Genomic DNA, 11,535 nt, shown 5'->3' on the forward strand with positions numbered 1-11,535 from the left:
CCCACACCCGGGTCAGGGGCCGGGCTCAGGCGCCGGCCGCCCCTCCGCCCGGGCGGGCGCCCCCCGCCCGGCGTCGAGGCCGGCGACCAGGCCGCGCAGCACCGGGCCGTACTCGGGGTGTGCGAGGGCGAACGCCATCTGGGCCACGAGGTAGTCGGCCGGGTTGCCGGTGTCGTACCAGCGGCCCTCGATGACCTGTCCGTACACCGCGCGGGTGGCCGCGTAGGCGTTGATGGCGTCGGTCAGGTAGATCTCGCCGGTCCGGTGCTCGTACCAGCGGCGGGTCTGCTCACGCAGTTCGTCGATGATGCCCGGGGTCACGACATAGCCGCCGATGGCCGCGTACGCCGAAGGGGCCGCGGCCGGCTCGGGCTTCTCGACCAGCCCGGTGATGCGCAACTGGCCGCCGCCCAGGTCCTCCTTGACGATCGGCACGCCGTAGCGCCGCGAGTCGGCGGGGGCCATCGGCAGCAGGGCGAGCACCGGGCAGCCGGTCTGTTCGTAGGCGCGCATCAACTGCTGGGCCCGCGGGACCTCGGCCACGAAGACGTCGTCGGGCCACAGCACCAGCACCGGTTCGTCACCGAAGACGCGGGCGGCGTTGAGCACCGGGGTGCCGTTGCCGTAGGGGCCGTACTGGTCGAGATAGGTGATGTGGCCCCGGCGGGCCAGATCGGCGACCTCCTCCACCGCGTCGGCGTAGTGCGCCTTGCCGCCCGCCCGCAACTGCTCGACCAGGACGGGACTGGGCCGGAAGTGGTCCTGGATCAGCGACTTGCCGCCGGAGACGACGATGGTGATGTCCGTGATGCCGGAGTCCACCAGTTCGCGCACGGTGTGCTCGATGACCGGCTTGTCGCCGACCGGCAGCATCTCCTTGGGCGTCGCCTTGGTCAGCGGCAGCAGACGGGAGCCGAGGCCGGCGGCGGGGATGACGGCCCTGCGGATCGTCGGGGACATCGCGTCTCCCTCGGTCGTGCGGCGCCGGGCCGGCCGGCCCGGCTCAGGCGGACGCTACCAACGCCCGGCCGCCCCCGCCGACCGGACCGGCGGCGCGCGACGCCGTGCCGCCCCGCCCAAGGACCCCGTGACGCACGGCACACGCGTCCGACCCCTATCTAAATTGGTATCCCAGATGCAAGTTATCTACGATGCAGCCAGGGCCGCCCGCCGCCGCGCACAGCTCGTGCTGTGCATCCTGATACCGAGAGGACCGCGATGCTCTCCGCGCCTTCCGTCCCGATCGTCCGAGCCACCCTTCCGGCTGTGGGAGCCAACCTCGGCGCGATCACCGAGCTGTTCTACCGCCGCCTGTTCGAGGAGCACCCGGCCCTGCTGCGCAACCTGTTCAACCGGGCGAACCAGGCCAGCGGCGCGCAGCGCCAGGCGCTCGCCGGCGCCGTCGCCGCCTTCGCCACCGTGCTGGTGGAACGGCCGGGCGAGCGTCCCGACGCCGTCCTCGGCCGCATCGCCCACAAGCACGCCTCGCTCGGCGTGACCTCCGACCAGTACACCGTCGTCGGACGCCATCTGATGGGCGCCGTCGCGGAGGTACTCGGCGACGCCGTGACGCCCGAGGTCGCGGCCGCCTGGGACGAGGTGTACTGGCTGATGGCCAACGCCCTCATCGCCCTGGAGGCCCGCCTGTACGCCCGGGCGCAGGTCGACGACGGGCAGGTCTGGCGCGAGATGGAGATCGCCGAGCGCACGGAGGAGGCGGTGGGCGCCGCTTCCTTCGTGCTGCGCCGCCCCGACGGACTGCCCACCGAGCCGTTCGCCCCCGGCCAGTACGTCAGCGTCCAGGTCGAACTGCCCGACGGCGCACGGCAGATACGCCAGTACAGCCTCTCGGCCGCCCCCGGTCACAAGACCTGGCGCATCACCGTCAAGCGCGAGCGCCCGGCCGACGGCGGCCTCCCCGAGGGCGAGGTCTCGACGTGGCTGCACGCCCACGCCCGGCCCGGACACGTCCTGCGCGTCTCCCTGCCGTTCGGCGACCTCGTCCTCCCGCAGGACGACAGCCCCCTTCTGCTGGCCTCCGCCGGGATCGGCGTCACGCCCCTGCTGTCCATGCTCGACCACCTCGCCGACGTCTCCCCGCACCGACGGGTCACCGTCGTCCACGCCGACCGCTCCCCCGCCCACCACGCGCACCGCGACGAGCAGGCCGAACTGGCCGAACGGCTCACGCACTCCACCGTGCACCTGTGGTACGAGGCCGGCGCGCGGCCCGCGACAGGGTCCCGCGTGCACGTGCGCGAGGGACGTGCCGACGTCGGCATTCTGACGCTGCCCCCGGACACCACCGCCTACCTCTGCGGCCCCCTGCCGTTCATGCGGGCGGTCCGCGGCGACCTCCTCGCCCGCGGGCTGAGTCCGGCCGCCGTCCACTACGAGGTGTTCGGCCCCGACCTCTGGCTGAGCAAGTGACGCGCCCCGCGCGCATCGGCGGCGCTCCCGTGCGCTGAGCGGACACGGGCCCCTCCGGTCGGCGAGAATGCCGTACCGCCCGGTCCCGGATCCTGTTGGAGGCGCCCGCCCATGTCCCGTCCCCTCGCTCCCGACGGACCCGAACCGGCCAACGCCGCGGCCTGGCAGGCCTACGCGGCGCACCATCTGCGGCGCGGCACCGTCCTGGACGACGCGGAGCGGATCGACTGGGGGTTCCCGGGCGCCGGGCCGGACGACTCCTTCCTCGGCGAGCTGCGGGGGCGGCGCGTGCTGGACCTCGGGTGCGGCACGGCCCGGCACGCCGCCCGCCTGGTGCGCGCGCACGGCGCGGTCGTGGACGCCGTCGACTCGTCGGCGGGTCAGATCGAGCGGGCCCGGGCCCGTTACGGCTCCGTGCCCGGCCTGCGCCTGATCCACGCCGACGCCGTGGCGCACCTGCGGGACGCGCCGCCGTACGACGTGATCTGTTCCGTGAACGCGGTGCCGTTCGTCGACCCGCGCCGGCTGTTCCCCGCCCTGGCGACCGCCCTCGCACCCGGCGGCACGCTCTGCTTCTCCGCGCTGCACACCGACTCCCTCGGCGAGGGGCCGAGTCCGCAACTCGCCGCGCGGCCCGAGACCCTGCGGTTCGCGGGCGGCGGGGAGACGACGGTCCACATGTGGGTGCCCGCCCCCGAGGTGTGGGAGGCGCTGCTCACCGACCACGGGCTGGTGGTGGAGGACGTGGTGCCGGTGCTCTCGCCCGACCCCGGCAACGCGGCCGCCTACCGCGTCTACCGGGCGCGGCGGCCGCGGCGCGTGCGGACCCGCCCCCGCGCGGGCCGCCCGCCCGCCGCGCACGCGACGCTCGGCGTCGGCGCCATCCTGCACGATGAGCGAGGACTGCTCCTCGGCCGGCACCGGGGAGGCACCTGGGAGCTGCCCGGCGGCACGGTGGAGCCCGGGGAGTCACTGCGCGAGACGGTCGTGCGCGAACTGCGCGAGGAGACCGGCCTTCGGGCGGCCCCCTCGGACGTGCGCCTCCTGGGCACGCTCCTCGACCATGTCGACGGGGTCGTGCGGATGACGGTCGGCGCCGTCGTCACGGCCTGGGAGGGCGAGCCCGCCGACCAGCCCGGCGAGAGCGTCGGCGACTGGCGCTGGTACCCGCTGGACCGGCTGCCGCCGTCGCTGTTCGTGTGCAGCGCCCAGTCCCTCACCGCATGGCGTCCGGACCTGCCGATCGATCACGCCCCGGCCCGCTTCGCCGCCTTCGCCCCCGAGGCGGGCGACGATGACTGACCCCGCGGCCCGCCCCTCCGCCGCCGTGCGGCCCCGCCTGCCGGCCGACCTCGACGCGTGCGTGGCGGCGCTGGCCCTGGTCCACGAGCACAGCGGCTACCCCGTCGGCTGGCCCGCACGACCCGCCGTCTGGCTGACGCCGCCCGCGCTCCTCGCGGCCTGGACGGCCGAACTGGACGGGCGGGTCGTCGGGCATGCCGCTCTGTGCGCGGCCGAGGAGGGGGACGCCGCGGCGGCGGCCTGGAGCAGTCGTCCGGGCCGGCCGGCGCCCGCGGTCGTCAGCCGGCTGTACGTCTCACCGGCCGCCCGAGGCCACGGGATCGGCGCGGCCCTGCTGGAGCGGGCCGTCGGAGCGGCGCGGGCCCGCGGTCTGCATCCGGTCCTGGACGTGGTCGCCGCCGACCCGGCCGCCGCGTTCTACGAGCGGCTGGGCTGGCACGCCCTCGGCAGCGTCGTCCAGCAGTGGGGTCCGGGGCGCAGCGTGCTGCTCGACTGCTACGCGGCGCCGTCCACGGACCGGCCGGCGCCCGTGAGCTGAGGCCCGCCGCCGTCGCGGCACGCGCGCTCCGTCACGGTCGGGGAACGCGCGCTCCGTCACGGTCGGCCTAGCACAACCCGCCGTGCGGCGCGGCCGAACGGCTCAGCACGCCACTCGCAATCGTGGGTTTCCTCACCCGTTCCGTGGTCTTCACGCCGACTCCCCGCAGGTCGTTCCCGCAGGTCATGAGAGAGTTGCGCCCCGATCAACCCAGGGGGGTCCATGACGCGGCGTCACCGGCGGTCCGGGGTACGCGGAAAACGCCTGCTGCTGCTCGTCGCGCTGGGCGCCACGGCCGCCGCGACGCTCGCGGGGACGGCCCCGGCCGGCGCCGTCGCCGCGGGCGGCAGCGCGACCGCCGTGGCGGCGGGCGTGTCGTACCGGCACTTCGATCTGCGGGGAGCGACCGGGACCGCGCACGCGCACGTGCTCGACGTCGATCTCGCCAACCCCCGTGTGCACCTGGGGTTGTTGTACCCGGGCGCGGTGGCCGCCCGGGCGCCGTTGTCCGCGCTGGCCGACCGGCAGCAGGCCGTCGCCGGCGTCAACGGCGACTTCTTCGACATCTCCGCGGCGCAGCACCCGGGCGTGGAGGCGACCGGATCGAGCGTCGGACCGGCCGTCGCGAACGGGCGGGCCCTCAAGGGCGCCGTCCCCGACGGGCAGCGGTTCGGGCCCCCGCTGCCGCCGGGCACGGACACCAGGGCCGTGGTCGGCGTGGGGACGGACGGCAGGGCCCGGCTGGACAGCCTGACCCTGGACGGTTCGTACGCCGTCTCGGGACGTCGGCTTGCGCTGGGCGGAGTCAACCAGTTCGCGCTGCCGGAGAACTCGGTCGGCGCGTACACCCCGGACTGGGGCGGCGTCTCACGCCGGCGGGCCACCTGCGGCACGGACACCGCACGGGCCGGGGCGTGCAGCGCGCGCACGTACGAGGTGACGCTCAGGAGGGGCCGCGTCGTCTCCGCCTCGGTCACGCCCGGCGGCGGCGCCGTCGCGGCCGGGACCACGGTCCTCCTCGGGCGGGAGGCGGGCGCGCAGCGCCTCAAGCGGCTCGCGCCGGGACAGCGGGTGACGGTCCGTTACGGACTGCGCTCCGCGTCGCGCTCCTCGTACGCCTTCGCCGTCGGCGGGTACCCGCTCCTGTCGGGCGGTCGGCCGCTGCCCGGTCTCGACACCTCGGCGTCGGCCGTGCGCACCGCCGTGGGCATCGCGGCCGGTGGGAGGCGGGTGTTCCTGCTGGCGCTGGACGGGTCCGCCGCGTACCGCAGGGGCCTGACCGTGGCGGAGGTCGCCGCCGCGTTGCGGGACCTCGGCGCCGGCGAGGGCTTCAGCCTGGACGGCGGCGGGTCGTCGACGCTGGTGGCCCGTCGGCCGGGCGCGGCCCGGGTGACGGTGCGCAACCATCCGTCCGACGGATCGGAACGGCCCGTGCCGAACGGCATCGGGGTCTTCGTCCGCTGACGTCGGCGCCCTCGCGCGGGCTCACGGCCGCAGGCTGCCGACGATGTCCGCCGTCGCCGTGAGCCCGCTGTGGATGGTGGGCGCCATGCTGGTGCCGGCCAGGAGGAACCCGAGCAGCAGGCAGACCAGCGCGTGGGAGACCTTCAGGCCGCCGTTGCGCGTGAAGATCATCGCCAGGACCGCCAGCAACAGCACCGCGGAAATCGAAATGGCCACCGTCAACCTCCTCCGCCCACGTCCGCTTTCGCGGCGTTCGGCCGTAAGTGTGGCGTAAAGGAGGGTTCCTCCGTGCGGTGCGGCCGTCCGCCGAACGAGTGGTGTCAGACGGACGTCACGGCGTCCGGCGGCCGCGGGGACGGCGCGGCGGGTACGGGCCGCGAGCCGGGCGCGGGGCGGTGAGGCGGCGGGGGGTGTGGCGGGGGCCGAGAGGCCCGTGCCGCTCCCCCACCGGGGGGCGCGGGCCGCGGGAGATACGCGTGGGGGGCGGGCGGCAGCCGGACACCCCGGCGGACCCGCTCGCCGGAGCGGCCCGACGGGCCGCGAACGACCCACGTTCCGCCCGGAGTCGGCCGTGCGCGCCCCGTCGGGCGACCGTGACGCGGCGGCGCGCACGGGCGCACGAAGAAGCCCGCCCGGTCGGGGCGGGCTTCTTCCCGGGTCACCGTCAGGGGGCCGACAGGTCGACGAGTTCGGCCAGCGCCGTGCGATGGGCGCCCGCCGTGCCGTAGGCGATCGAGTCGGCCTTGGCCCGCTTCAGATACAGGTGGACGGGGTGTTCCCAGGTCATGCCGATGCCGGCGTGCAGCTGGAGCGCCTCCTCGGCGGCCCGGACCGCCACGGGCGTGGCATAGGCCTGGGCGACGGCGACCGCGACGGACGCCTCGTCGGAGGGCTCCCCGGCGGCGAGCGCGTCGGCCGCGGCCCGGGCGGCGGCGCGGAGGCTGACGACCTCCAGCCAGAGCTGGGCCAGCCGGTGCTTGAGCGCCTGGAAGCCGCCGACGGGCCGGTTGAACTGCTTGCGCTCCTTCAGGTAGCGCACGGTCTCGGTCAACGCCCAGTCGGCGAGGCCGAGTTGCTCGGAGGCGAGCAGACCGGCGCCGGCCCGCAGCGCACGGCGCACGGCGGGCCCGGCGTCGCCGAGCCGGCGGCCGGGCGCGTCGGCCAGGGTGACCGTGGCGAGGGGCCGGGTGAGGTCGAAGGAGGTCTGCGGACTGACGGTCGCGTCCTGAGCGCGCACGGCGTAGAGGGCGCCGTCGTCGCCGGGCACGAGCAGGACGTCGGCGACGGCCGCGTCCGCGATCCCGGTCAGCTCCCCGCTCAGGACGCCGTTCTCGACGCGCGCGACCGGGTGGGCGGCGCCGGTTGCGAGGTGCAGGCCGACGGCGAGCGCGCCGATCGTCCGCCCGGACGCGAGCAGGCCGAGGAGTTCGTCGTCCCCGCAGGCCAGCAGCGCCTCGGTGGCGACGACGGCGCTGGTCAGATACGGCACCGGGGCGACCGCCCGGCCCAGTTCCTCCAGGACGACGGCTGCCTCGCGGTGGGTGGCGCCCTGGCCGCCGTGCGCCTCGGGCACCAGCAGGCCGGCGAGGCCCATGCCGTCGGCGAGCGCCTTCCAGGCCGCCAGGTCGTGCGGGGCGCCGGACTCCGTGCGGGCGATGACGCCGGGCGCGTCGCAGTGGTCGGCGAGCAGGTCCCGGACGGCGGCGCGCAGCGCCTCTTCCTCCTCCGAGTACAGCAGGTCGGGCTGTGTGTTCACCGGGCCAGGTCCTTCCATGCGACGTCCTTGTCGGTGCGCGGTTCGGAGGGCAGGCCCAGGACGCGCTCGGCGACGATGTTCAGCAGGACCTCGCTGGTCCCGCCCTCGATGCTGTTGCCCTTGGAGCGCAGGTAGCGGTACCCGGCGTCCCGGCCGGTGAAGTCCACCAGCTCCGGGCGGCGCATCGTCCAGTCGTCGTAAAACAGGCCTTCCTCGCCGCGCAGTTCCACCTCCAGGCCGCTGATCTCCTGGTTGAGGCGGGCGAAGGCGAGCTTCATGCCGGCGCCCTCGGGGCCGGGCTGGCCCTGGGCGAGCTGCTGACGCAGGCGTTCGCCGGTGAGCCGGGCGACCTCGGCCTCGACCCACAACTTCAGCAGGCGCTGGTGCAGGTCGTGGGTGCGCAGTTCGGGCCGCTCGCGCCAGGTCTTCGCGACCGGGCCGATCATGCCGCCCTCGCGGGGCAGCCGCATGCCGCCGATGGCGACGCGCTCGTTGTTCAGCGTGGTCTGCGCGACCCGCCAGCCGTCGCCGACCTCGCCGAGGCGGCGGGAGTCGGGGATGCGGACGCCGGTGAGGAAGACCTCGTTGAACTCGGCCTCGCCGGTGATCTGGCGCAGCGGCCGGACCTCGACGCCGGGGTCGGTCATGTCGCACAGGAAGTAGGTGATGCCCGCGTGCTTGGGCACGCCCGGGTCGGTGCGGGCGATGAGGATGGCCCAGCGGGCGACATGGGCGCTGGACGTCCACACCTTCTGGCCGTCGACGATCCAGTCGCCGTCGTCCTGCCGGACCGCGCGGGTGCCGAGGGCGGCCAGGTCGGAGCCGGCGCCGGGTTCGCTGAAGAGCTGGCACCAGACCTCCTCGCCCGTCCACAGGGGCCGCAGGAAGCGCTGCTTCTGCTCCTCGGTGCCGTACTTGAGGATCGTCGGGGCGGCCATGCCGAGGCCGATGCCGATGCGCCGGGGGTCGTTGTCCGGGGCGCCGGCGGCCTCCAGTGCGGCGTCCACGACGGCCTGGAGGGAGCGGGGCGCGCCGAGGCCGCCGAGACCCTGCGGGTAGTGAACCCAGGCCAGGCCCGCGTCGAAGCGGGCCTGGAGGAAGTCCTTCCGCGCGGTCGTCGCGGGCGGATGGTCGGCCAGCAACTGCGCGGTACGGCGCGTGAGTTCGGCTGCGTCGGTCATGCGGCGGCTCCGTTCTGCGGTACGACGGCGATGCGGCCCGTGGTGACGCCGTCGGCGACCCGCTGCACGGCGGCCGCGGCGTGGTCGAGGGCCACGCGCTCGCTGACCAGCGGCCGGATCGCGCCCCGGGCGGCCATGTCGGTGAGCTGCTCGTGGCAGTGCTGGACCAGCTTGGGGTTCCTGGTGTTGTAGAGGCCCCAGTGCAGACCGAGGACCGAGTAGTTCTTGACGAGGGCGTGGTTGAGCGCGGGGCTCGGGATGGTCCCGCTGGCGAAGCCGACGACCACGATGCGGCCCTCGAAGGCGACCGTCTTCGCGGACTGGGTGTAGGCCTCGCCGCCGACGGGGTCGAAGACCACGTCGGCGCCCCGGCCTCCGGTGGCCTCCTTGACGGCGGCGACGACGTCCTCGGCGCGCCGGTCGATCACCACGTCGCAGCCCAGCTCCCGGGCGACGGCGGCCTTCTCGGCGCCCCCCACGACGCCGACGACGGTCGCGCCCGCCGCCTTGCCGAGCTGGACGGCGGCGCTGCCGACGCCGCCCGCGGCGGCGTGCACGAGAAGCGTCTCGCCGGCCTCCAGGCGCGCCCTGCGGTGCAGGGCGAACCACCCGGTCTGGTAGCCGATGTGCAGCGCGGCGGCCTCGGCGTCGTCGAGCGAGCCGGGGGCGGGAAGGAGGGCGGCGGCGTCCGCGACGGCGTACTCGGCGAAGCCGCCGTGCGGCAGGGCCGGGTTGGCGAGGACCCGGCGGCCGTCCTCGGTCTCGCCGCAGATCTCCACGCCCGGGGTGAACGGCAGTGGGGGCCGCACCTGGTACTGGCCCCGGACCATCAGCGCGTCCGGGAAGTTGACGTTGGCGGCACGCACCCGGAGCAGGACCTGGCCGTCGCCGGGCGTGGGCCGATCCACCTCCGCGAGCCGCATCACCTCGCTCGGCTCGCCGTTCTCGTGCACCTGCCATGCCTGCATGCGGAGCCTCCACGGGACTGCGTCGTCGAACCCTGGTCGACTGCATACTAAGCGGTCGCTTGCCCCCGGGGGAACAGTTGCGCGCGTCACCTGCGCGACGGACGCGCCCGCACGTGCATCCGCTCGCCCTGCGGCCCGAAGAGGCTGAGGAACTCCGCGGGCCCTTCCCCCGTCGATCCGAACCAGTGCGGCACCCGGGTGTCGAACTCCGCCGCCTCCCCCGCCGTCATCACCACGTCGTGCTCCGCGAGCACCACCCGCAGCCGCCCGGACATCACGTACAGCCACTCGTAGCCCTCGTGGGTGCGCAGTTCCGGCTGCTCGTCGCTCTGCGGCACCAGCACCTTGAAGGCCTGGAGTCCGCCGGGCTGCCTGGACAGCGGCCAGAAGGTGCGCCCGTGCCGCACCAGCGGCCTGCTCCGCACGCGGGGGTCGCCCACCGGGGGCGCGCCGACCAGTTCGTCCAGCGGCACCTGGTGGGCCTGGGCGATCGGCAGGAGCAGTTCCAGGCTGGGCCTGCGCAGCCCGGACTCCAGCCGGGAGAGGGTGCTGACGGAGATGCCGGTCGACTCCGACAGCGCCGCGAGCGTCACCTCCCGCTCCTTCCTGAGCCGCCTGAGCCTCGGGCCGACCTCCGCGAGCACGTCATCCGTAGTCATGCCCCCATATTGCGGAACCGGCAAAGAAGTTTGTCAATCCCGCACCCGTGCGGCGACGGTGACGGCGGAGGTGGTCACCATGACCGAGCAGACCGGGAACACCGGACGGACCGAACACGACCGGCACATCGAGGGCGCCGGGGACCGCGAGCGGGCCGGGGGCGCCGGGAACGCCCCGGCGGGCGCGCGGGCCGACGGGGGCGGGCGGTACGAGGTGGTCGTCGTCGGCGGCGGCCCGGCGGGGCTGTCGGCCGCGCTCGTCCTGGGCCGGTCGCGACGCCGGACCCTGGTCGTCGACGCGGGCGAGCCGCGCAACGCGCCCTCCGCCCATCTGCACGGGTACCTGTCGCGGGACGGCATGGCCCCGGCCGACCTCCTCGCCGCCGGCCGCGAGGAGATCGCACGGTACGGCGTCGAGCTGGTCCGCGACCGGGTGGTGGACGTGACCCGCGACGGCGGCGACGGTTTCGCCGTCCGGCTCGCCGGGGACGCCCGCGCGGGGGGAGGCCGCACCGTGCACGCGCGGCGGCTCGTCCTCGCGACCGGGCTCGCGGACGAGCTGCCGCCCGTGCCGGGCCTGGCCGAGCGCTTCGGCCGGGACGTGCTCCACTGCCCCTACTGCCACGGCTGGGAGGTCCGCGACCGGGCCTTCGGCGTGCTCGCCACGACCCCGATGAGCGTCCACCAGGCGCTGATCGTCTCCCAGTGGTCCAAGGACGTCACGCTCTTCCTGCACACGGTCGGCGAGGAGGAGCTGACCGACGAGGACCGCCGCAGGCTGGACACGGCCGGCGTGGACGTCGTCCGGGGCGAGGTGGCCGCACTGGTGGTCGAGGAGGACCGGCTCACCGGGGTCCGGCTCGCCGGGAACGGCGGGGAGCACGCGCGCGAGGTGCTGTTCGTCGCGCCCCGGCCCGTGCCCAGGACGCAGCTCGCGGTCCGGCTGGGGGCCAGGACGGACCGGACGCCGTTCGGCGAGTACCCGCTGACCGACGAACGCGGTCTGACGAGCGTGCCCGGACTGTGGGCGGTCGGCAACGCCGCCGGCTTCGCCGAGCAGATCGTGAACGCGGCCAGCCGCGGCTACCGCGCGGGGGCGGCGATCAACATGGAACTGCTGATGACGGACCTCGACGCGGCAGGCCGCCGGTGATCCCCTCGGGGCCCTCCCGGCACCCCCCCCGGCCCCGCCGCGGCCCTGGCGTGACGGTGTCCACCGGCAGCGCCGTCCGGGTGT

General features: G+C 75.3%; 11 protein-coding genes. 5 read left to right on the forward strand and 6 right to left on the reverse strand.

Annotated features, from left to right (window positions below; translation table 11 throughout):
• Nucleotides 1–12 precede the first annotated feature (12 nt).
• On the reverse strand, nucleotides 13–960 hold the full coding sequence (locus ACGFSH_RS16145; RefSeq protein WP_393348866.1) for a UTP--glucose-1-phosphate uridylyltransferase: 948 nt from the start codon (nucleotides 958–960) through the stop codon (nucleotides 13–15).
• A 258-nt stretch (nucleotides 961–1,218) separates the two neighbouring features.
• On the opposite strand from ACGFSH_RS16145, the gene ACGFSH_RS16150 reads away from it, so the two are divergent.
• The 4 genes from ACGFSH_RS16150 to ACGFSH_RS16165 all read left to right on the forward strand — a co-directional run bounded on the left by ACGFSH_RS16150 (nucleotide 1,219) and on the right by ACGFSH_RS16165 (nucleotide 5,734).
• Nucleotides 1,219–2,430 (forward strand): globin domain-containing protein, encoded by a 1,212-nt coding sequence (locus tag ACGFSH_RS16150; protein ID WP_393348868.1) that lies wholly within the window; start codon nucleotides 1,219–1,221, stop codon nucleotides 2,428–2,430.
• Nucleotides 2,431–2,541: 111 nt separating this feature from the next.
• Nucleotides 2,542–3,732: an NUDIX domain-containing protein gene (locus ACGFSH_RS16155; protein WP_393348870.1), complete on the forward strand. Its 1,191-nt coding sequence runs from the start codon at nucleotides 2,542–2,544 to the stop codon at nucleotides 3,730–3,732.
• On the forward strand, nucleotides 3,725–4,270 hold the full coding sequence (locus ACGFSH_RS16160; protein WP_393348872.1) for a GNAT family N-acetyltransferase: 546 nt from the start codon (nucleotides 3,725–3,727) through the stop codon (nucleotides 4,268–4,270). The genes ACGFSH_RS16155 and ACGFSH_RS16160 overlap by 8 nt, the downstream gene beginning before the upstream one ends.
• 222 nt (nucleotides 4,271–4,492) lie before the next feature.
• Nucleotides 4,493–5,734, forward strand: coding sequence for a phosphodiester glycosidase family protein (locus tag ACGFSH_RS16165; RefSeq protein WP_393348874.1), 1,242 nt, complete (start codon nucleotides 4,493–4,495; stop codon nucleotides 5,732–5,734).
• Between the two features lie 21 nt (nucleotides 5,735–5,755).
• Here ACGFSH_RS16165 and ACGFSH_RS16170 read toward each other — a convergent pair whose 3' ends face one another.
• The 5 genes from ACGFSH_RS16170 to ACGFSH_RS16190 all read right to left on the reverse strand — a co-directional run bounded on the left by ACGFSH_RS16170 (nucleotide 5,756) and on the right by ACGFSH_RS16190 (nucleotide 10,298).
• Nucleotides 5,756–5,950 carry a hypothetical protein gene (locus ACGFSH_RS16170; protein WP_256909477.1) on the reverse strand — a complete coding sequence of 65 codons (195 nt, stop codon included), beginning with the start codon at nucleotides 5,948–5,950 and terminating at the stop codon, nucleotides 5,756–5,758.
• Nucleotides 5,951–6,398: 448 nt separating this feature from the next.
• Nucleotides 6,399–7,508, reverse strand: coding sequence for an acyl-CoA dehydrogenase family protein (locus ACGFSH_RS16175; RefSeq protein ID WP_393348876.1), 1,110 nt, complete (start codon nucleotides 7,506–7,508; stop codon nucleotides 6,399–6,401).
• Nucleotides 7,487–8,671 carry an acyl-CoA dehydrogenase family protein gene (locus ACGFSH_RS16180; protein WP_393348878.1) on the reverse strand — a complete coding sequence of 395 codons (1,185 nt, stop codon included), beginning with the start codon at nucleotides 8,669–8,671 and terminating at the stop codon, nucleotides 7,487–7,489. Before ACGFSH_RS16180 ends, ACGFSH_RS16175 begins: the two co-directional genes overlap by 22 nt.
• Entirely contained in the window at nucleotides 8,668–9,639 is a 972-nt protein-coding gene (locus ACGFSH_RS16185; RefSeq protein WP_393348880.1) for an NADPH:quinone oxidoreductase family protein, read from the reverse strand. The genes ACGFSH_RS16180 and ACGFSH_RS16185 overlap by 4 nt, the downstream gene beginning before the upstream one ends.
• A gap of 86 nt (nucleotides 9,640–9,725) precedes the next feature.
• Nucleotides 9,726–10,298: a helix-turn-helix domain-containing protein gene (locus tag ACGFSH_RS16190; RefSeq protein WP_393348882.1), complete on the reverse strand. Its 573-nt coding sequence runs from the start codon at nucleotides 10,296–10,298 to the stop codon at nucleotides 9,726–9,728.
• 70 nt (nucleotides 10,299–10,368) lie between these two features.
• Between ACGFSH_RS16190 and ACGFSH_RS16195 the strand changes: the two genes are divergently transcribed.
• Entirely contained in the window at nucleotides 10,369–11,451 is a 1,083-nt protein-coding gene (locus ACGFSH_RS16195; protein WP_393348884.1) for an NAD(P)/FAD-dependent oxidoreductase, read from the forward strand.
• Nucleotides 11,452–11,535 lie beyond the last annotated feature (84 nt).

The organism is Streptomyces sp. NPDC048481, from assembly GCF_043200075.1.
Classification (GTDB): Bacteria; Actinomycetota; Actinomycetes; order Streptomycetales; family Streptomycetaceae; genus Streptomyces.

Coding starts and splice junctions, on each gene's coding strand:
- ACGFSH_RS16145 (WP_393348866.1), bottom strand. CDS start 960: ATGTCCCCGACGATCCGCAGGGCCGTCATCCCCGCCGCCGGCCTCGGC.
- ACGFSH_RS16150 (WP_393348868.1), top strand. CDS start 1,219: ATGCTCTCCGCGCCTTCCGTCCCGATCGTCCGAGCCACCCTTCCGGCT.
- ACGFSH_RS16155 (WP_393348870.1), top strand. CDS start 2,542: ATGTCCCGTCCCCTCGCTCCCGACGGACCCGAACCGGCCAACGCCGCG.
- ACGFSH_RS16160 (WP_393348872.1), top strand. CDS start 3,725: ATGACTGACCCCGCGGCCCGCCCCTCCGCCGCCGTGCGGCCCCGCCTG.
- ACGFSH_RS16165 (WP_393348874.1), top strand. CDS start 4,493: ATGACGCGGCGTCACCGGCGGTCCGGGGTACGCGGAAAACGCCTGCTG.
- ACGFSH_RS16175 (WP_393348876.1), bottom strand. CDS start 7,508: ATGGAAGGACCTGGCCCGGTGAACACACAGCCCGACCTGCTGTACTCG.
- ACGFSH_RS16180 (WP_393348878.1), bottom strand. CDS start 8,671: ATGACCGACGCAGCCGAACTCACGCGCCGTACCGCGCAGTTGCTGGCC.
- ACGFSH_RS16185 (WP_393348880.1), bottom strand. CDS start 9,639: ATGCAGGCATGGCAGGTGCACGAGAACGGCGAGCCGAGCGAGGTGATG.
- ACGFSH_RS16190 (WP_393348882.1), bottom strand. CDS start 10,298: ATGACTACGGATGACGTGCTCGCGGAGGTCGGCCCGAGGCTCAGGCGG.